The following is a 19,492-nucleotide window of genomic DNA, read 5'->3' as shown; positions in this document are numbered from 1 at the left end:
TGAACCAGCTTATGAATTCATAATCGGCAAGATTAGCCCTCCGCAGCCGTGGCTGCGGTGGCGTCCCGTGCTTCAGCCAAGTGCTCGATAGCGGCGGTCCGCTTGTTACGCAAATGCTCGAACAGGATATCGCTCAGCTCGCTTCCGGCGCGGCGACGCAACGCATCCAGGATCGCTTCGTGCTCGCGCATGGCCTCCGCCCAGCGCTGCCGCTTGCGGGCGAAGTTGGCGGAGTAGCGGACACGGCGAATCCGGCCGGCGAAGTTGGCGTAGGCCGTGCGCAGGGTCTCGTTGCGCGCAGCGGCGACAATGCTCTCGTGGATGCGCTGGTTGATCTGAAAATAGCCGTGCATGTCGCGGTGCAGGTAATGGCCGTACATTTTGTAGTGCAGCCGCTCGATTTCCGCGATTTCCTCGTCGGTGATGGCTTCGCAGGCTAGGCGCCCGGCCAGGCTTTCCAGGCCGGCCATCACGTCGAAAAGCTCCTCCAGGTCGCGCTGGCTGAGCTGACGTATCCGCGCGCCGCGGTTGGGCAGGAGCTCGATCAGGCCCTCTGCGGCCAGAACTTTCAGCGCCTCGCGCAGCGGCGTTCTTGAAATGCCGAGCATTTCACAAAGCTGCCGCTCCGGAACCCGCGCGCCTTCCGGAATGTTGCCCTCAACGACATGGTCGCGAAGGCGCAGCAAAATTTCCCCGTGCAGTGATGGTTCCTGCCGGTCGGCGCCGCTGCCGGACGCGGATTGGGCGATCGGCGCCCCATCTTCGGGAATCATTGATTTCATTTGCATAACCGTAGTTTGCCAAATCTGCGGCGTCGACGTTTCAGATCGAATGCCAAATTAGCATTGAAAAGATAAAAGATGAATGCAAAATGAGGCCGGCACTATCAAGAGGCGGGGCCTAGTGGGAGGTTTTCATGCAGCAAGGACGTCATTTTCTGCAGATTCCAGGGCCCAGTCCGGTCCCGGACCGCGTTCTTCGCGCGATGGACATGCCCGTGATCGACCACCGCAGCGCCCAGTTCGCCGAACTCGGGCGGGCCGTGCTCGGCGGCAGCCAGAAGATTTTCCAGACCTCGGGACCGGTGGTGATCTTCCCGTCGTCGGGGACAGGGGCCTGGGAAGCCGCCATCGTCAACACGCTATCGCCTGGCGACAAGGTTCTGATGGTGGAGACCGGCCATTTCGCGACCCTGTGGCGCCAGATGGCGGGACGCTGGGGAATTGACGTCGACTTCTTGCCAGGCGACTGGCGTCGTGGCGCTGATCCGGCGGTCATCGAAGAAAGGTTGGCGCGCGACACATCGCATGCACTCAAGGCCGTGATGGTCGTCCACAACGAAACGTCGACGGGTTCGACCAGCCGGATCGGCGAAATCCGCGCCGCGATGGACCGGGTCGGTCATCCGGCCTTGCTGATGGTCGACACCATCTCCTCGCTGGGATCGGTCGAGTACCGGCACGACGAATGGAAGGTCGACGTCAGCGTGAGCTGCTCGCAGAAAGGGTTCATGTTGCCGCCCGGTTTGGGCTTCAACGCAATCTCGGACAAGGCCCGCGCTGCAGCCAAGACCAACAAAATGCCGCGGTCGTATTGGGATTGGGAGGAAATGCTGAAGCCGAATGCGAATGGCTTCTTTCCCTATACCCCGGCGACCAACCTGCTCTACGGCCTGCGCGAGGCCGTTGCGATGTTGCTTGAGGAGGGGCTCGACAAGGTCTTCGCGCGCCATCAGCGGCTCGCCGCTGCTACGCGTGCCGCCGTCAATCACTGGGGACTGGAGGTGCTGTGCCAGGAGCCAAGGGACTTTTCCCCAGTGCTCACCGCCGTGCTGATGCCGCCGGGGCATGACGCGGACCAGTTCCGCAAGGTGGTGCTCGACAACTTCAACATGTCGCTCGGCTCCGGACTGTCGAAGGTGGCTGGCAAGGTATTCCGCATTGGTCATCTCGGCGAATGCAACGAGCTGACCTTGCTCGCTGCGCTGACGGGCGTGGAGATGGGATTGTCGGTCGCGGGCATTCCGTACCGGGCCGGCGGGGTCGATGCCGCGATGAAGTATCTGGAGCAGCGTCCCCAAGGCAATTCCCCGGCGCATCTCAAGGTCGTCGGCAGCTAGCCAGCGGGTCGCGCCTGCCGGCGACGCCGCTCCAGCCCTGCTCCTTGCGCATTGACGTGCTGCGTCCGGCGGGCGACAAGCCCGCCGAATGGTGATATTCGAGCGGCTCGAAACGCCAAGGCAATACCGGGAAGGACGCCCATGACTGTGCATACTGGAAGGCATTTTCTGCAGATTCCGGGACCGACCAACGTGCCGGACCGGGTGCTGCGCGCCATGGACATGCCGACCATGGACCACCGGGGTCCCGAGTTCGCCGAGGTTGGTCATGCCGTGCTGGCGGCCATGCAGCGGGTGTTCCGCACCAAACAGCCGGTTATCATCTATCCGTCGTCCGGCACGGGCGCATGGGAGGCGGCACTCGTCAATACGCTGCAGCCGGGCGACAAAGTGCTGATGGCGGAGACTGGGCAGTTTGCCGTGTTGTGGCGCGGCATCGCTGACAAATTCAAGCTCGACGTGGATTTCATTCCCGGTGACTGGCGTCATGGCGCAGACCTCGAGCAGATTGAGGCGCGGCTGTCGGCCGACAAGGCGCACAAGGTCAAGGCCGTATGCGTGGTCCACAACGAGACTTCGACCGGCTGCGTCACCCATCCGCAGGACGTCCGCAAGGTTCTCGACCGCGTCAACCATCCCGCGCTCTTGATGGTCGACACCATCTCTGGTCTGGGATCGCTGGAATATGAGCACGACGCCTGGGGCATCGACGTCTCGGTCGCTGGGGCGCAGAAAGGCCTGATGCTGCCGCCGGGTCTCGGCTTCAACGCCATCTCGGAAAAGGCGCTCGCGGTGGCGAAGGCCAATCCCGCGATGCGCTCTTATTGGGACTGGCAGGAAGTCATCGCGATCAACATGGCGGGCACCTGGCCCTACACGCCGGCAACGAACCTGCTGTTCGGGCTGCGCGAAGCGGTCAAGATGCTCGAGGAGGAGGGCCTCGAGAATGTCTTCGCCCGCCACAAGCGCCACAGCGCCGCGACGCGCGCGGCCATCAAGGTGTGGGGGCTGGAAACGCAATGTCAGGAGCAGGGCGCGCATTCGCCCGCGCTGACCGGCGTCGTCATGCCGGAAGGCCATGACGCCGACAACTTCCGCAAGGTCGTGCTGGAAAACTTCGATATGTCGCTCGGCACCGGCCTGAACAAGATCAAGGGCAAGGTGTTCCGGATCGGCCATATCGGACACTTCAACGACCTGATGCTGATGGGCACGCTGGCGGGTGTCGAGATGGGTCTCGATCTCGCCAAGGTGCCGCATCGCGGCGGTGGCGTGCTGGCGGCGATGGAAGTGCTCAAGGGACGCGACGTCGTGGCGATGCCGAAGGCCGCCGTTGCCTGAGCCTGTTTGACCGAAACAAAAATAGAGAGAGCTGCTATGAACGCTCCGGTAGCTTCGACCGAAGACCTGATCTATTCCGTCGAGGACGGCATCGCCCGGCTGACGTTCAACCGTCCGCAGGCGCGCAACGCGCTGACCTTTGCCATGTACGAGCAGATGGCGGCGATCTGCGAGACCATCAACAACGATCGCTCGATCAAGGCGATGATCTTGACCGGCGCCGGCGACAAGGCGTTCGCATCGGGCACCGACATTTCGCAGTTCCGCGCCTTCAAGACCGCACAGGACGCGCTCGACTATGAGGCGCGGATCGACCGCGTGCTCGGTGCGCTGGAGGCCTGCCGGGTGCCGACGATCGCGGCGATTGCCGGCGCCTGCACTGGCGGCGGGGCCGGGATTGCGGCGTGCTGCGACATCCGCATCGGTACCGCGACAACGCGGATCGGCTTTCCGATCGCGCGTACACTCGGCAATTGCCTGTCGATGTCCAATATCTCCAGGCTGGTTTCGCTGGTCGGCCCCGCGCGGACCAAGGACCTGATCTTCAAGGCGCGACTGGTGGAAGCGCCGGAAGCGTTGGCGCTCGGGCTGCTCAATGAGGTGGTGCCCGATGTCGCAACGTTGCAGCGCCGCGCCGACGAGACTGCGAAGCTCGTTGCGAGCCATGCGCCGATCACGATCGAAGTCACCAAGGAAGCGGTGCGCCGCATCCGGCGGACATTGACGCGTGACGAGGGCGAGGACCTGATCCTTCGCGCCTATATGAGCGAGGACTTCCGCGAGGGAATGGACGCGTTCCTCAACAAGCGCTCGCCGAACTGGAAGGGCAAATAGGGTACCCAAGCGTTCAGAACCGCGCACTATGGTTTGGCGGCCTTCTTGGCCAATTCCATACCGAGGTCGAGCGCCGCGATACCTATTCTGTCTGAGGGCGTGGTGAGGCAACGTTGATCCATCCACGCGATGATCGCATCGAAGTCGCCGCCACCCACCATGTCCCGCTCGCCGCTGATGTTCAGGCCGCTGATAAATCCAACCAGCCAGGATTCAAAGCTTCCTTTGACGACCGCATTCTTCTTGCGGTTGGTCCAAGCCGTGCAGGTTTGAGAGCCCGCACCAATTATTGAGGAGCCGGCGTCCGCGGTGGTGGCAAGGCAAGCCAGGAGAAAACCAATCGCGAACGCTTTCATGCTTTTTCGCCGACCATTATTCGTCGGATCGTAGCGCAACCGGGCGCTACTTCTTGAGACAAAGACCAACGGCCGGACCGGTGCCGCACTTGGCGCCATCGGGGACACCGCCTGACGGACAGAACACCGACACCAGGTTTTCATTTGCATCGCAGCCGACCTCGCCGCTGGCCTGAACCGACCTGATGGAAGCGCCAGCCGGTCCGGGATCGCCTTTCGGACCGGGTACACCCTGCGGTCCCTGTGGCCCTTGGGGACCCTGTTGCCCTTGAGGGCCGGGCACGCCTTGCAAGCCCTGCACGCCCTGCGGCCCGGCCGGTCCTTGTGGGCCGGTATCTCCTTTCGGTCCTGGATCCCGTCCGCACCCCGCGAGGGTCAGCGCCGCACCCATGAGGGCAGTCACCAAAATCCTTCTCATTCAGTCTCTCCTCCTCCTGTTTCTTGTAGCGTGCATTAAACGGGCCCGCTCGCCGCCGCACAATGGAAAAGCGGCGAGATTGGATTCGGCTGTTGGTAGCTGAGGCCCTCTTACAGGAAGGATTTGCACCTGATGCCAAGGTCATGGGCGGCACATTGCGGTGCAGCTTGAACTCTGATCGGTTCGCTCGCAAGATGTGGCAACCAGACAGATCTGATTTTCCAGGTCTTGCAAATACATAGGGAAGAAACTCGTGGGACAGATCCTCAAAGCCGCGGCCGCCTTGACGGCCCTGATCGCAACCACCCCTGCGTTTGCCGCTTGGGAGCCGACCAAGCCGGTGGAAATCGTGGTCGCGGCCGGCGCCGGCGGTGCCTCCGACCAGATGGCGCGGATGATGCAGGCGGCGATCCAAAAGAACAATTTGATGAAGCAGCCGATGGTTGTGTCGCTCAAGGGCGGGGCGTCCGGCGCCGAGGCGCTGATGTACATGAAATCCAGCGACGGCGATCCCAACAAGGTGCTGGTCGCCTATTCCCTGATCTACATGCTGCCGCTGTCGGCCAAGATCCCGTTCAACTGGCGTGACCTGACGCCGGTGTCGGTGGTCGCGCTCGACCAGTTCGTGCTGTGGGACAATGCCGAGGGTCCGAAGACGGTGAAGGATTTCATCGCCGCCGCCAAGGCGGCGAACTCGCCGTTCAAGATGGGCGGCACCGGCTCCAAGCGCGAGGACCATGTGTTGACGGTTTTCATGGAGCAGAAGACCGGCGCAAAATTCTCCTATCTGCCCTACAAGTCCGGCGGCGAGGCGGCGACGCAGCTTGTCGGCAAGCACACCGAAGCCAATGTCAATAACCCGTCTGAAAACCTCGAAGTCTGGCGCGCCGGACAGGTCCGCGCGCTGTGCGTGTTCGACAAGGAGCGCATTTCCTACAAAGCCAAGGTCACGGAGACGCAGTCCTGGAACGACGTCCCGACCTGCAAGGAGGAAGGGCTCGACGTGCAGTACCTGATGCTGCGCGCGATGTTCCTGCCCGGCAAGGTGACGCCGGAGCAGCAGGCGTTCTATGTCGACCTGTTCCAGAAGGTGACGCAGACGCCGGAATACAAGGACTATATGGAGAAGCAGGCGCTCAAGCCGATCTTCCTGACCGGCAAGGACATGCTGAAATTCCTCGAAGAGGACGACAAGCTGAATGCCTCGCTCATGAAGGAAGCGGGCTTCGTCGCGAAGTAACGCGATTACTCCTCCGCGTGGCCGTATCCGGCCATGCGGAGGCGGACTTTTTCGATTTCCGCACTTGACAGCAATGGCGGCGTGCCGATCTGCAGGCAGCCGTGATATTGCCGCGCCAGCGTTTCGACCTCGACTGCAAGCCACATCGCCTTTGCCAGTGACGGCCCGATCGCGATCATGCCGTGATGTTCGAGCAGGCAGGCCAGCCGTCCCTCCAGCGCGCGGACGGCGTGTTCGGAGAGCTCCTGGGTGCCGAAGGTCGCATACGGCGCGCAGCGGATGGTGTCGCCACCGGCGACGGCCACCATGTAGTGCACCGGCGGAATCTCCATGCCCATGATCGCCAGCATGGTCGAGTAGGGCGGATGGGCGTGGACGATCGCCTGCACCTCCGGGCGGGCCTTGAGGATGTCGCGGTGAAACCGCCACTCGCTTGATGGGCGCTGGGCGGGATCGTGGTTGCCGTCGAGGTGCATGTAGACGATCTGCTCGGGCTTCATCGCCTCGTAGGGCGTGCTGGTCGGGGTGATCAGCATACCATCGCCGTGGCGCAGGCTGATATTGCCCGACGTCCCTTGATTGATGCCGAGTGCAGTCATGCGCAGGCAGGCATCGATGATGGATTGACGTTTTTCCCGGTCGTTCCTGGTCGGCATTTTGTGGCCTCTTGCAACCGTGCGACAATGCTTGATTATTGCGGCGCAGTATAGTCGAACATCTTCCGTGTAATCGTAAGTGGGAGAAGTCATGACGCGTGCCGTGCTTGGCATCATCGGCGGATCCGGCATCTACGACCTGCCGGGGCTCGAGGATGTCCGCGAGGAAACCATCAACAGCCCGTGGGGCGAGCCGTCCGCGCCGCTGATGCGCGGCATCATCGCCGGGCTGCCGGTCGCGTTCCTGCCGCGCCATGGCAAGGGGCATGTGCTCTCGCCCTCCGACATCAACTACCGCGCCAATATCGACGTGCTGAAACGGGCAGGGGTTACCGACCTGGTTTCGCTGTCGGCCTGTGGCTCCTTCAAGGAGGAACTGCCGCCCGGCACGTTTGTGCTGGTCGATCAGTTCGTCGACCGCACCTATCGCCGTGAGAGCTCGTTCTTCGGCAAGGGTTGCGTCGCCCATGTCTCGATGGCCCATCCGGTTTCGCCGCGGCTGCATGTGCATCTGGCGGCAGCGGCCGAGGCTGAGGGGATCGCGGCGGTGCGGGGCGGCACCTATGTCTGCATGGAAGGGCCGCAGTTCTCCAGCCTCGCGGAGAGCCAGACTTATAAGGCGCAGGGTCATTCGGTGATTGGCATGACCAACATGCCCGAGGCAAAACTCGCCCGCGAGGCCGAGATCTGCTACGCCAGCGTGGCGATGGTCACCGATTACGATTGCTGGCATCCTCATCATGAGGCGGTCACCGTGCAGGATATCATTCGCGTGCTGAACTCGAATGCCGGCAAGGCCAAGGCGCTGGTTGCGCGTCTCGCCCGGGATTTCCCGCGTGAGCATGAGCCGTGCCCGATCGGCTCGGACAAGGCGCTGGACACCGCCCTGATCACGGCGCCGGAAGCGCGCGATGCAGAATTGCTCGCCAAGCTCGATGCCGTGGCCGGAAGGGTGCTACGGTCGTGAGGATGTCTTCCAGCGGGCGCACGACGCGAAGGGCGTAGGACATGAAGGTCGATGGCCGGCATTTTCGCAGCATCTGGCTCGAGGACGACGGCTGGACGGTCAGCGCGATCGACCAGCGGCGATTGCCGCATGAATTCGTGGTGGCGCGTATCGCGAGCGCCGCGGATGCGACCGAGGCCATCCGCTCCATGCTGGTGCGCGGCGCGCCGCTGATCGGCGCGACTGCGGCTTACGGCATGGCGCTCGCCATGCGCACTGACGCTTCCGATGCGGCGCTCGATCGCGCCTATGCCATGCTGCTGGCGGCACGGCCGACGGCGATCAACCTGAAATGGGCGCTCGACGAGATGGCGCGCTTGCTTCGGCCGCTGCCGGCGTCGGAACGCGTCGCGGCAGCCTACCAGCGCGCCGGCGAAATCGCCGATGAGGACGTCGCGATCAACCAGGGGATCGGCCGGCATGGTCTGGCGTTGATCGAACAGATCGCGGCAACGAAGCAGCCGGGCGAGCCGATCAATATCCTGACCCATTGCAATGCCGGCTGGCTCGCGACGGTGGACTGGGGCACGGCCACGGCGCCGATCTACCTCGCCCACGATAGCGGCCTGAAGGTCCATGTCTGGGTTGACGAGACCCGGCCGCGCAATCAGGGCGCTTCGCTGACTGCCTGGGAACTCGGGCACCACGGCGTGCCGCACACGGTGATCCCCGACAACACCGGCGGCCATCTGATGCAGCACCACATGGTCGACCTCGCGATCGTTGGCACCGACCGGGTGACGGCCAGTGGCGATGTCTGCAACAAGATCGGCACCTATCTGAAGGCGCTCGCCGCCCATGACAACGGCGTGCCGTTCTATGTTGCACTGCCGTCGCCCACCATCGATTTCAGCATCGATGACGGCATCAGGCAGATTCCGATTGAACAGCGCAACACCGAGGAGGTGGCGACCATGACCGGCCGCACCACTGACGGGCGCGTCGAGACCGTGCGCGTGGTTCCCGACGGCTCGCCGGTTGCCAATTACGCCTTCGACGTCACGCCGGCGCGGTTGGTGACGGGTTTGATCACCGAACGCGGCCTGCTGCGGCCCGATCGTGCTGCACTTGCGAGCGCATTTCCGGAGCGCAGCGCCGGACATTGACGCCGGCGACGTCGGCACGTATCCCCGTTTAGGGCTGTCGTACCGGGGGGGCACCGTCTCCATGTCCAATACCGACATCGAAATTGTCGTCGAGGATCCGACCGCGCCGGAGGCGGACTCGCCTCAGATGGCGAGCGTTCGGGTGGTCGACGTGGCCGTCTGCCTTCTGCTTCTCGCGCTTGCGCTGACGCTCGGGTACGACAACTGGCGGACGGGCGCGGGCTGGGAATCCACCGGTCCGCAGCCCGGCTATTTTCCGTTCTACCTGTCGATCATCCTCGGTGGCGCCAGCCTCTACGGCCTGGTTGCGGCGTTCCTGTCGCGCCGGGAAGCCTCCGAATCCTTCGTGACGCAAGCGCAGCTTCGCCGCGTGATGGCGGTGTTCGTGCCGACGGTTCTGTTCTGCCTCGCCACGCAATTCCTCGGGCTCTATGTCGCAAGCTTCCTTTTGATCTCCTGCTTCATGCGTCTGGTCGGCAAGATCGCGTTGTGGAAGTCGCTGCTCACCGCCGTCGTGTTCACCGCTGCGATGTTCGTGACCTTCGACGTCGCCTTCGACGTCATCATGCCAAAGGGCCCGCTCGAAGCGGCGCTCGGCCGCTAACCGGTCGGTGGGACACAAGCCATGGAAGCCCCGTAAATGGAAGCCTTGGGCCTCTTGATGCACGGCTTCGCCGTGCTGCTGACCTGGAAGACGCTGCTCCTGATGATGACCGGGCTGGTGCTCGGCATTTTCGTCGGCGTGCTGCCCGGCCTCGGCGGTCCGAACGGCGTCGCGATCCTGCTGCCCCTGACGTTCACGATGGACCCGACCTCGGCGATCGTGATGCTGTCCTGCATCTACTGGGGTGCGCTGTTCGGCGGCGCCATCACCTCGATCCTGTTCAACATTCCGGGCGAAGCCTGGTCGGTCGCGACCACCTTCGACGGTTACCCGATGGCGCAGCAGGGCAGGGCGGCGGAAGCGCTGACCGCGGCCTTCACTTCGTCGTTCATCGGCTCGCTGGTCGCGGTGATGCTGATTACGTTCCTGGCGCCGATGATCTCCTCGTTCGCGCTGAGATTCGGACCGCCCGAATTCTTCGCGGTGTATCTGCTCACCTTCTGCTCCTTTGTCGGGCTCGGCCGCGAGGCCAAGCACAAGACCGTCATTTCGATGTCGCTCGGTCTCTTGCTCGCGGGCATCGGCATGGACACCGTGTCCGGCCAGTTGCGCATGACCTTCGATTCGGCGGAGCTGTTGCGCGGCGTCAACTTCCTGGTCGCGGTGATCGGCCTGTTCGGCATCAGCGAGATCCTGCTCACGATGGAGGAGCGGCTGGCGCTGCGCGGCCACGCCGCCGGCATCTCCTTGCGCGTGGTGCTGTCGGTGTGGAAGGACCTGCCGAAATACTGGGTGACGCTGTTCCGCTCGTCCTTCATCGGCTGCTGGCTCGGCATTACGCCGGGCGGCGCGATTGCGGCGTCCTTCATGGGGTACAACCTCGCCAAGCGCTTCTCCAAGGACCGGGACAGCTTTGGCAAGGGCCGCATCGAGGGCGTGTTCGCGCCGGAGACCGCGGCGCACGCCTCCGGCACCGCGGCGCTGCTGCCGATGCTCGCGCTCGGCATCCCGGGCTCGGGCACCGCGGCGATCCTGCTCGGCGGCTTGATGGTGTGGGGGCTCAATCCCGGGCCGCTGCTGTTCGTCGAGCACAAGGATTTCGTCTGGGGCCTGATTGCGTCGATGTATCTCGGCAACGTCGTCGGCCTCGTGCTGGTGCTGACGACGGTGCCGATCTTCGCATCCGTCCTGCGCGTCCCGTTCGCCGCCGTAGCACCGATGATCGTGGTGTCCTGCGCGATCGGTGCCTACGCGATCCAGAACGCGATCTTCGACATCTGGCTGATGCTGGGCTTCGGCGTCGTCGGCTACGTCTTCAAGAAGATCGGCATTCCGCTCGCGCCGTTCACGCTGGCGCTGGTGCTCGGCAACCGCGCCGAGGATGCGTTTCGCCTGTCGATGATCGGCGCCGGCGGCGATTTGAAGGTGTTCTGGTCGAATGGCCTGGTCGGCTCGATCACGACACTGGCGATCGTGTTGCTGTTCTGGCCCGTCATCGACAAGGCGTTCGCCAGCGTCACGCGCATGTTGCGGCCGGCGAAGGCGTAGCAAGACGCCGTCGTTGCCAGCCCGTGGGGTCGCGCGAGTGCGCGCCCTAACCGAGTGCGTGGCTCGCCTCGCGGACGTTGATGCGTTCGCCACCTGGCTTGCTGACGTAGAGATGGCTTTCGAGTATGGATTGCATGTTCTCAAACATCGAATAGAGATCGTCGCAATAGACCGACGGATTGTCGTAACCATTTTGCCTGGAGAAACGATGCGGAAGATAGCCGCCGCCGCAGGCGTTCATGAACTTGCACTGTCGGCACTTCGCGCAAAGATGGATTGAAGCATCGCGCGCCGCCTTCCAGCGACGCTCGTTCCTGACTTCGTCGATGGCATGATCGAAGATGTTGAACTTGGTCTGGGTGAATCCATCGCCTGCGATCCGCAACACATCGTGAGCTTCCACGGTGCCATCGGTCATGACGGTGCAGAGTTCGATGGGCTTGTGGCCTACGCCTTCGGTGGGCGAAGCGTTGCCGAGCAGGGCAGTGATCATGTCGGAGATGATCCGGATATTGGTTGTCGGTGCACTGCGATTGGCCGCCAGCCACAAGTCGAGCAGACCATTGTAGAACGAGGCAATGGATGCCAGCTTCTCATCCACCGTCGCATCGGGGATCATGATGTCATAGTTTGAAATCCCGCAAGCAGCGAAAAAATCGACATACTGCGCCGGCGGGTAGGCGGGGTTGCAGACGGCCAATGCCACTACGCCAATGTCGCGTGACAGCAGCATGCGGGTGGCGCGTTCCACCGCAGCGTGGGTACCTGTGCCTTGAAACGTGCGGCGGTGAATGTCGTGAATATGTGCCGGTCCATCAAGACTGATCGCGACCGAGATGTTGCGCGTCTCGAAGCAATCCAGCCACTCATCATCGATCAGCACGCCGTTGGTTGTGACCGAGATCGGTATTTCGCAGCCTGTTCGTGATGAAATGTCCTCACAGGCCGCGGCGAAATGGTGGAAATTCTCAACGCCCCACAGCAGGGGCTCGCCGCCGTGCAGAACGATGGGAAAATCGACAAGGGAGTGTCTGGCGACATGCTGCTCGATGCGCTGCAGCAGTTGATGCAGCACGTGGGTCTTCATCAGCTTCGGCTTATCGTAGACAGCCGCGTCGCGGAACCAATAGCAATAGGAGCAATCAATGTTGCATCTTGTCGCTACCTTGACCAGCAACTGCGTGATAGGCTGTTCCTGAAAGGCGGCGGAATCTGAATCATCAGCCGACATGCCGGCACCGAAATGGACTGGATGAAACGACGACTAGCCTTCGACTAGAGCTTTTCGGTTTTCTGATTGAATCAGAGCCGAAGCTCTAGATTCCTGTTTTGACGCGTTTTCTTCACGCGAACCGGCGTCCACTTCGCTCGAAAACGCTATGGTCTAGTATCCTCGGACAAACCCCCCTCTGCGGAACGCGCCCGCGCCCGGAGCATATCCAGCCCTGCGAAAGGCGCCTGCACGCGGTCCTTTGGCAAATGCCCCTCGTCTGAAGGCAACCTCGGTTGCCACAGGGTCGGTACCCTGGCCGCGCAGGTCACTCAACAGTGCGTCGATGCCTTGATGATCGCTCTGTACTGTCGCGCCTGGGCCGTGCAGTTGCAGCAGGCTCGCCAAAACCTTCAGCGTCGTTATCGCCATGGTCATGCTCCTCTTTTCGCGACGCAGCCGAGGGATCGAACGAAAGGCCGGTGTTCAAACCGGTTGAGCAGGACAAGAAGTATGCCCCTTTATTGTAGCGGAAATGTGGTAAGGCCTTGGCAACCGCTTCGAACGCAAAGCGAACTGCCTTCATCGTCTGCGCTTCAGCCCGGCAGGAGCCACTTCGGCAGGCTGAACGCCAGCCGGTAGAGCGGCAGGCTGTCGATTGCACCGTGATCCTCGGCCGGAAGCATCTTGCGGAGGTGATGAAGGGCGTCGCGGACGGCAGCCTCGTCCAGTCCCTCGATCAGCAGCAGGACGGCGAAAGAGCCGTCGTTGCTTCGCATGCCTTTCTCACGAGTCTTGATCGAGGTCTGTGCGATGTCGGTGAGCAGCACGCGTGCGGCAATGATCCTGTCGAGGCGAGCGAGCTCAGCGACAAGCGTGGCGGCATCCCAGGATGGCGCGTTGTCGAGGCGGAGCGGCGCGACGATGCCGCCCTGGCCCGTGCCGGCAGACGCCGCGACACGGCCGCCGCCGCGCGCGAAATTGCCGAGCCGCGGCATGATGCGTTGCGACCATGGCGTCGGCGCGTTCAGCCGCGCCAGATAGTCCGGACCGCCGACGACGCGCTCGTCCTCGAGTTCGTAGAGGATGAAGTAGCGGTTCACCGACGCGCCCAGCGCGCGGAAGATGCGGCAGGCCAGGAAGCCGTTGATGCCGACGCGCTCGGCGGCGTGTTCGCGGGTGATCCAGTGCGCCCAGTCGGTTTCGTCCTGCGGCGTCAGATCGCTCCAGATCGCGAGATAACCGGATCCCTGCATGTCGGGCTTCCCTTACTTTGGTCCGATGCGCATGGCGGCCGGAAGGGCCGCGGGCAGTTGGCCGGCCCCCTGCAGTGCGGCCTGCATCGCTACGATGTAACCATAGGGGCCGAGGCCCGCGATCACGCCCCTCACGGCTGCCGAAAGCTTGGAGTGGCGGTGCAGCTCGTCGCGGGCATGAATGTTGGAGATGTGCACCTCGTAGATCGGCCCCTCGAAGATCTTCATGGCGTCGAACATCGCAATCGAAGTGAAGGAGTAGGCAGCGGGATTGATGATGAGGGCGTCGGCCGAGGTCCGCGCGGACTGGATCAGGTCGACCAGCTCGCCCTCGTGGTTCGACTGGTGAAACGCCAGTTGCGTGCCGGTGAAGGCGGCGAACTCCTCGCAGGAGGTCTTGATGGCATCGAGCGTGGTCGAGCCGTAGATATGCGGCTCGCGGATGCCGAGCATGTTCAGGTTCGGGCCATTGAGGATCATGATGCGCATGGAATGCCTTTCACGGGATAATGACGGGGCAGTGTAGCCGATCGCGGCAACATGTCAGCCGGCGAACCATTTCGCCGGCACGGTGACGATTGATGGAAACAGCACCATCAGGAGTAGCACGATCAGTTGGGCGATCATGAATGGCCAGATGCCCTTGACGATGTCCTCCATGCTGATGCGCGACACGCTGCAGACGACATTGAGGACGACGCCGACGGGTGGGGTGATCAGGCCGATCGCGTTGTTGATGATGAAGGGCACGCCGAAATAGACCGGGTCGATGCCGGCCTGCTTGACGATCGGCATCAGTATCGGGGTGAGAATCAGGATGCTCGGGGCCATGTCGAGCGCGGTGCCGACGATGACCACCAGCAGCATGATCGCCAGCATCAGCAGCGTCTGGTTACCCATGAAGGGACGGACAAGGTCGACGATCTGGGTGGCGATTTCCGAAACGGTGATAAGCCAGGACGACACCAGCGCCGCCGCGACCAGGAACATGACGACGCTGGTGCTGAGTGCAGCCGAGACGAAGACTTCGTAGAGTTCGCCGATCTTGAGCTCGCGGTAGATGCAGGTCGCGACAAACAGCGCGTAGACGGCAACGACAACGGCGGCTTCGGTCGGCGTGAACACGCCGAACCGCAGGCCCACGATGATGATCGCGGGCAGCATCAGGGCCCAGAAGCCGTCGACAAAGGCCCAGACGATCTCGCGGAGCGACTTGCGCGGCGGGCTTTCGATATTTTCTCCGCGCGCGACCCACCACCAGGCGAGGCACAATCCGACACCGAGCATGAGGCCGGGGAAGATGCCGGCGAGGAACAGTTTCGATATCGAGACGCCACCGGCCACGCCGAACAGCACGAAGCCGATGCTCGGCGGGATCACGGGCGCAATGATGCCGCCGGCGGCGACGAGGCCCGCCGCATACATCTTGCGGTGACCAGCCGCGACCATCATGGGGACGAGCAGCGCCGCCAGCGCCGCGGCGTCGGCCGCAGCCGAGCCCGACAGCGACGCCAGCACGCAGGAGGCGAGGATAGCGACGTAGCCGAGGCCGCCTTTGACGTGCCCGACCAGCGCGAGCGCGACATTGACGATCCGCCTAGCGAGGCCGCCGCGGTTCATGACCTCGCCGGCGAGCATGAAGAACGGCACGGCCATCAGGGGAAAGCTGTCGGCGCCGTTGATGATGTTCTGGGCAACGATCTGCGAGTCGAAAATGTCGAGCGAATGCATCAGCGCGACGCCGCAGATGATCAGCGCGAAGGCGATGGGCATGCCCAGCGCCATCGCGCCGAGCAAAGAGAACGTGAAGACCGCAAGCGTCATGCCCGGCTCCCCGCCATCGAAGGCTGATCAGGTGTGCTCATCGCTTTCCTTCACAGCGATCAGATCTTGTTCCGACGCGGATCCGCTCATCACCCGCACGAGATCGAGCAGCAGGATCACGGCGGCCGACACGCCGAATACGAGCCCGGAAGAATAAAAGAACAGTCCGACCGAAATGCCTGAGGCGGGCGCGCTGTCGCCGAAGGTCAACGCCGCCTGCTTCCAGCTTCCGAGCGTCAGCAGCGCGTCCACGTAGAGCATCAACAGATAGCTCACCACGAAGCAAATGAGCTTGCCGCGCGGCGGGAGCGCACGGACCAGCGTGTCAACGCCAAGATGGGCATGCAGGCGCAGCGCCACGATGGCGCCGAGGAAGGTCAGCCAGACGAGAAGCCAGCGCGACAGTTCCTCTGACGTCGCTATCCCTGAATTGAAGAGATAGCGCAGCACCACGTTGGTGAAGACCAGCACGACCATCGCAGCGAGGCAGATCGCGATCGCGAGCTTGAGCAGCCGGCAGTAAAGGTCGATCAGCCGCTCGATGGTGCCCATGACGGGCCTACTTGGCGCCACGGATGCGCGCGACTTCGCTCGTGAATAGCTTTACGCGGGCGGGATCATATTCGGCCGAGAATTTTTCAACGACGGGTTTGGTGGCGTCCTGCATGCGGGCGTATTCGGCAGGCGCAATCTCGTTGAACTGCATGCCCTTGGCCTTCAGTTCATCCAGCGCTTTCTCCGCGGCGAGCTTGGTCTGATCGCGCTGATATTCGCGCGTCTCGGCAAAGCTGTCGCGCAGCATTTTCTGCTCTTCCGCCGACAGCCCGTCCCAGAACTTCTTGCTGACGATGATGACGTTCTGGGTGAAGGTGTGGTTGGTAGCCGAAACGTATTTCTGCACTTCGTAGAACTTGTTCGACAGGATGACGCTGTAGGGGTTCTCCTGGCCGTCGACCGTCTTGTTTTCCAGCGCGGTGTACAATTCGCCGAACGCCATCGGCACCGGGTTTGCCTTCAGCGCCTTGAAGGTTTCGAGATAGACGGGGTTCGGAATCACGCGCAGCTTGAGCCCTGAGAAATCTTCGACCTTCGCAATCGGGCGGCTGCTGTTGGTGGCGTTGCGGAAGCCGAGCCCCCAGTAGCCCAACCCGATCAGTTCCTTCTCGGGGAGCAACTCCAGCATCGCCTTTCCGAATGCGCCCTGGGCCAGAGCCTCGGCCTGCTCGAACGTGCTGACGGTGAAGGGGAAGTCGAACAGGCCGAGATCCTTGACGACGCCGGCGAGCGAGGTGGTCGACGCCGAGAGAATTTCCTGCGTGCCGCCGCGCACCGCCGACTGTTGCTGCATCTCGTTGCCAAGTTGCGAGGCCGGAAACTCGCGGATCTTCAGCTTGCCGCCGCTTTTCGCGACCAGCACTTCGGCGAATTTTTTCACGCCAAAGCTGATCGGATGATCGGTGTTGTTGAGATGGCCCCAGCGGATGGTGCGTTCCAGCACTTGGGCGGAAGCCGGTGTCCCCAAGAGCGCGCAAACGCTGACAGCAGCGCACAGCAATCCGATCCGCATGGCGGTTTCTCCCCGTTGGTACGCGATCTTTGAACGTCGCGATGGGGAGTATTCATATGAGAAATACAAAGTCAAAGTATAATTTCTAAATTATCATATGAAATGTGATATATAGGATAAAACGCAGCACTTGAGCGGAATCGGCTGACGTGGCACTTGCCGGTTGGCTGCCTGGCGCATGGATTGGCAATGACACTGGTCGAGCGAACGGAAGAGCAGGAAGCGGTCGGGGATGACGGCTATCGCCGCATCCGCACCGACATCGTGTTCGGCCGCCTGCGTCCGGGGCAGAAGCTCAGGTTGGAAGGTCTCAAAGAGGACTACGGCGTCAGCGTCTCTACGCTGCGCGAAATCCTCAGCCGGCTCACGGCGGAAGGTTTTGTGCTGGCCGAGGGCAGGCGCGGCTTCGAGGTGGCGTCGATCTCGGCCGAAAACCTCCGCGAGCTCGCGGAGCTTCGGCTGCTGCTAGAGCAGCACGCGATGGGCGTGTCATTCGCCAATGCCGATGTCGAGTGGGAAGGGCGCGTGGTTTCCGCACATCACAAGCTGGCATCAACGGAGCGGTTGATGGAAACCGGCCTGGGCGAGCTCGAGCAGTGGAAGCGTTATGACGGTGAATTTCATCAGGCGCTGATCTCCAATTGCGGCTCGCGCACGCTGATGGAGACGCACGCCTTGGTGTTCGACAAATATTTCCGCTATCAGATGGTGGCGTTCAGTTACCGCGGCAGCGAGCCCGCCGCCCAGCACAAGGCGCTGCTCGATAGCGCGCTGAAGCGCGACGCCGAGACCGCGACTGAGACGCTGCGCGCGCACGTGAACAATTGCGTGGAGCACGCGCTCGCGACGGCAACGCTGAAGTAAAAAGTAGGGCGGATTACACCACCTTGCGCTGTCTGAGGTCCGCGATCTCGTCCTTGCCGAAGCCGAACTCCGCCAGCACCTCTTCCGTCTGCTCGCCGAATTCCGGCGGGCGCGCGGCCATCCTGCTTGGCGTGCGCGACAGCGTCACCGGCTGGCCGACGAGCTGGATGTGGCGGTTCTCGTCGTTCGGCACGTGTTGCGCGATGCCGAGGTGCTTGACCTGGGCGTCCTCGAACATCTGGTCAATGGAATAGATCGGGCCGCAGGGCACGCCGGCTTCGTTCAATTCCTTGACCCAGGCTTCCGTCGACTTCTTTTCGGTGAGCTTGCCGATCGCTTCGTTCAGCGCGTCGCGGTTCTTGGAGCGCGCGGGCGCGGTGGCGTAATCGGGGTTGGTGATCAGTTCGGGGGCGCCGATCGCCTGCGCACAGCGTTCCCAGATCCGCCCGCCTGTGGTCGCGATGTTGATATAGCCGTCGGAGGTCTTGAAGACGCCGGTCGGGATCGAGGTCGGATGGTTGTTGCCGGCCTGCTTGGCGACTTCCTTCTCCATCAGCCAGCGCGAGGCCTGGAAATCCAGCATGAAGATCTGGGCCTGCAACAGCGAGGTCTGCACCCACTGACCCTCGCCGGAAACATCGCGCTCCAGCAGCGCGGTGAGGATACCGAGGGCGCAGAACAGCCCGGCCGTGAGATCGGCGACGGGGATGCCGACCCGCATCGGGCCCTGGCCCGGCGCGCCGGTGACCGACATCAGCCCGCCCATGCCTTGGGCGATCTGATCGAAACCCGGCCGCTTGTGGTAGGGGCCATCCTGGCCGAAGCCGGAGATGCTGCCATAGACGAGGCGCGGGTTGACCTGGCGCAGGCTCTCATAATCGATGCCGAGTTTTGCCTTCACGTCGGGGCGGAAATTTTCGACCACCACATCGGCCTTGGCGGCGAGGCGCCTGAACACTTCGAGGCCCTTTGGGTCCTTCAGGTTCAGTGTCATGGCCCGCTTGTTGCGGTGTAGATTCTGAAAGTCCGAGCCATGGCGCGGGCCGCCCGGCTGCTCGCCGCCGCTATCTTCCAAGAGCGCGTCGATCTTGATGACGTTGGCGCCCCAGTCCGCCAACTGCCGCACGCAGGTCGGCCCGGACCGGACGCGGGTCAGATCGAGCACGGTGAAGCGGGAAAGGGCCTGCGAAGCGCGTGGGAAAGGCATTGAGAAACCTTGTTTTTTTGGTTTTCGCGTTGGGAGGGAGCAGCCCGATCCGACTTAAACAAATCTCGCGCTGATTTCCAACTGCTTGTTCGGCGCCCGGCGAGGCCAATCGTTGGCAGCAGCAAGGTTCCTTTATTGGATCGGCGGGACGGCTAGCGCGAAGAGCCGGAATCCCACCCCGGAAGACTACGGGGGCGGGACCGCGGATTCTGCTTTTCGCCGTAATGCAGCGTAAAGCAGGGAGGCGACAAAGCCGGCCAGTAAACAAGCGTTAATGAAGGCGACTCTAGCCTTCCGTGTGCTTTTGCGATTCTCGCGCGAACGACCTGCTGACAG

At 62.7% G+C, this 19,492-nt stretch carries 20 protein-coding genes; 9 read left to right on the top strand and 11 right to left on the bottom strand.

Annotated elements, in window-relative coordinates:
- Window positions 1–32: 32 nt before the first annotated feature.
- Complete coding sequence (locus V1273_RS24835) at window positions 33–782, bottom strand: GntR family transcriptional regulator (RefSeq protein WP_334411191.1); 750 nt, start codon at window positions 780–782, stop codon at window positions 33–35.
- A gap of 134 nt (window positions 783–916) precedes the next feature.
- On the opposite strand from V1273_RS24835, the gene V1273_RS24830 reads away from it, so the two are divergent.
- The 3 genes from V1273_RS24830 (at window position 917) to V1273_RS24820 (ending at window position 4,294) form a co-directional block, all read left to right on the top strand.
- Complete coding sequence (locus tag V1273_RS24830) at window positions 917–2,119, top strand: pyridoxal-phosphate-dependent aminotransferase family protein (RefSeq protein WP_334363886.1); 1,203 nt, start codon at window positions 917–919, stop codon at window positions 2,117–2,119.
- Between the two features lie 141 nt (window positions 2,120–2,260).
- Complete coding sequence (locus V1273_RS24825; RefSeq protein WP_334411190.1) at window positions 2,261–3,460, top strand: pyridoxal-phosphate-dependent aminotransferase family protein; 1,200 nt, start codon at window positions 2,261–2,263, stop codon at window positions 3,458–3,460.
- A 36-nt stretch (window positions 3,461–3,496) separates the two neighbouring features.
- Window positions 3,497–4,294 carry an enoyl-CoA hydratase/isomerase family protein gene (locus V1273_RS24820; RefSeq protein WP_334411189.1) on the top strand — a complete coding sequence of 266 codons (798 nt, stop codon included), beginning with the start codon at window positions 3,497–3,499 and terminating at the stop codon, window positions 4,292–4,294.
- A gap of 26 nt (window positions 4,295–4,320) precedes the next feature.
- On the opposite strand, the gene V1273_RS24815 is transcribed toward V1273_RS24820, so the two are convergent.
- Both V1273_RS24815 and V1273_RS24810 read right to left on the bottom strand, forming a co-directional pair.
- Window positions 4,321–4,650 carry a hypothetical protein gene (locus tag V1273_RS24815; RefSeq protein WP_213253380.1) on the bottom strand — a complete coding sequence of 110 codons (330 nt, stop codon included), beginning with the start codon at window positions 4,648–4,650 and terminating at the stop codon, window positions 4,321–4,323.
- 46 nt (window positions 4,651–4,696) lie between these two features.
- The gene (locus tag V1273_RS24810; protein ID WP_334411188.1) at window positions 4,697–5,068 is read right to left on the bottom strand and encodes a hypothetical protein; all 372 of its coding nucleotides are present in this window, start codon (window positions 5,066–5,068) and stop codon (window positions 4,697–4,699) included.
- A 253-nt stretch (window positions 5,069–5,321) separates the two neighbouring features.
- Between V1273_RS24810 and V1273_RS24805 the strand changes: the two genes are divergently transcribed.
- Window positions 5,322–6,308, top strand: a complete 987-nt coding sequence (locus V1273_RS24805; protein ID WP_334411187.1) for a Bug family tripartite tricarboxylate transporter substrate binding protein — start codon at window positions 5,322–5,324, stop codon at window positions 6,306–6,308.
- Between the two features lie 5 nt (window positions 6,309–6,313).
- Here the strand turns inward: V1273_RS24805 and V1273_RS24800 are convergent, their stop codons facing one another.
- On the bottom strand, window positions 6,314–6,964 hold the full coding sequence (locus V1273_RS24800; RefSeq protein ID WP_213284853.1) for a class II aldolase/adducin family protein: 651 nt from the start codon (window positions 6,962–6,964) through the stop codon (window positions 6,314–6,316).
- Window positions 6,965–7,055: 91 nt separating this feature from the next.
- On the opposite strand from V1273_RS24800, the gene V1273_RS24795 reads away from it, so the two are divergent.
- The 4 genes from V1273_RS24795 to V1273_RS24780 all read left to right on the top strand — a co-directional run bounded on the left by V1273_RS24795 (window position 7,056) and on the right by V1273_RS24780 (window position 11,228).
- Window positions 7,056–7,931 (top strand): S-methyl-5'-thioadenosine phosphorylase, encoded by an 876-nt coding sequence (locus tag V1273_RS24795; RefSeq protein ID WP_028347262.1) that lies wholly within the window; start codon window positions 7,056–7,058, stop codon window positions 7,929–7,931.
- 41 nt (window positions 7,932–7,972) lie between these two features.
- A complete protein-coding gene (gene mtnA / locus V1273_RS24790; RefSeq protein ID WP_334411186.1) occupies window positions 7,973–9,076 on the top strand; it encodes an S-methyl-5-thioribose-1-phosphate isomerase in 1,104 nt (367 codons plus the stop codon).
- A 61-nt stretch (window positions 9,077–9,137) separates the two neighbouring features.
- Window positions 9,138–9,680: a tripartite tricarboxylate transporter TctB family protein gene (locus tag V1273_RS24785; RefSeq protein WP_334411185.1), complete on the top strand. Its 543-nt coding sequence runs from the start codon at window positions 9,138–9,140 to the stop codon at window positions 9,678–9,680.
- A gap of 36 nt (window positions 9,681–9,716) precedes the next feature.
- Entirely contained in the window at window positions 9,717–11,228 is a 1,512-nt protein-coding gene (locus tag V1273_RS24780) for a tripartite tricarboxylate transporter permease (RefSeq protein ID WP_334411184.1), read from the top strand.
- Between the two features lie 46 nt (window positions 11,229–11,274).
- Here the strand turns inward: V1273_RS24780 and V1273_RS24775 are convergent, their stop codons facing one another.
- The 6 genes from V1273_RS24775 to V1273_RS24750 form a co-directional block, all read right to left on the bottom strand.
- Window positions 11,275–12,459, bottom strand: coding sequence for a radical SAM protein (locus V1273_RS24775; RefSeq protein ID WP_334411183.1), 1,185 nt, complete (start codon window positions 12,457–12,459; stop codon window positions 11,275–11,277).
- A 575-nt stretch (window positions 12,460–13,034) separates the two neighbouring features.
- Complete coding sequence (locus V1273_RS24770) at window positions 13,035–13,694, bottom strand: hypothetical protein (RefSeq protein ID WP_334411182.1); 660 nt, start codon at window positions 13,692–13,694, stop codon at window positions 13,035–13,037.
- 12 nt (window positions 13,695–13,706) lie between these two features.
- Entirely contained in the window at window positions 13,707–14,183 is a 477-nt protein-coding gene (locus tag V1273_RS24765) for a type II 3-dehydroquinate dehydratase (RefSeq protein WP_334411181.1), read from the bottom strand.
- Between the two features lie 54 nt (window positions 14,184–14,237).
- Window positions 14,238–15,518, bottom strand: coding sequence for a TRAP transporter large permease subunit (locus V1273_RS24760; RefSeq protein WP_334411179.1), 1,281 nt, complete (start codon window positions 15,516–15,518; stop codon window positions 14,238–14,240).
- Between the two features lie 27 nt (window positions 15,519–15,545).
- The gene (locus V1273_RS24755; protein WP_442894167.1) at window positions 15,546–16,061 is read right to left on the bottom strand and encodes a TRAP transporter small permease; all 516 of its coding nucleotides are present in this window, start codon (window positions 16,059–16,061) and stop codon (window positions 15,546–15,548) included.
- A 16-nt stretch (window positions 16,062–16,077) separates the two neighbouring features.
- The gene (locus V1273_RS24750; protein WP_334411176.1) at window positions 16,078–17,085 is read right to left on the bottom strand and encodes a TRAP transporter substrate-binding protein; all 1,008 of its coding nucleotides are present in this window, start codon (window positions 17,083–17,085) and stop codon (window positions 16,078–16,080) included.
- Between the two features lie 189 nt (window positions 17,086–17,274).
- Between V1273_RS24750 and V1273_RS24745 the strand changes: the two genes are divergently transcribed.
- Window positions 17,275–17,949 (top strand): GntR family transcriptional regulator, encoded by a 675-nt coding sequence (locus V1273_RS24745; protein WP_334411175.1) that lies wholly within the window; start codon window positions 17,275–17,277, stop codon window positions 17,947–17,949.
- Between the two features lie 13 nt (window positions 17,950–17,962).
- Here V1273_RS24745 and V1273_RS24740 read toward each other — a convergent pair whose 3' ends face one another.
- Window positions 17,963–19,156 (bottom strand): CaiB/BaiF CoA transferase family protein, encoded by a 1,194-nt coding sequence (locus V1273_RS24740; RefSeq protein WP_334363869.1) that lies wholly within the window; start codon window positions 19,154–19,156, stop codon window positions 17,963–17,965.
- Window positions 19,157–19,492: the final 336 nt, after the last annotated feature.

It is taken from the genome of Bradyrhizobium sp. AZCC 1721, assembly GCF_036924715.1.
Taxonomy (GTDB): Bacteria; Pseudomonadota; Alphaproteobacteria; order Rhizobiales; family Xanthobacteraceae; genus Bradyrhizobium.
Note: the sequence above shows the minus strand (reverse complement) of the source record. Positions and strands in the feature narration are given on the sequence as shown.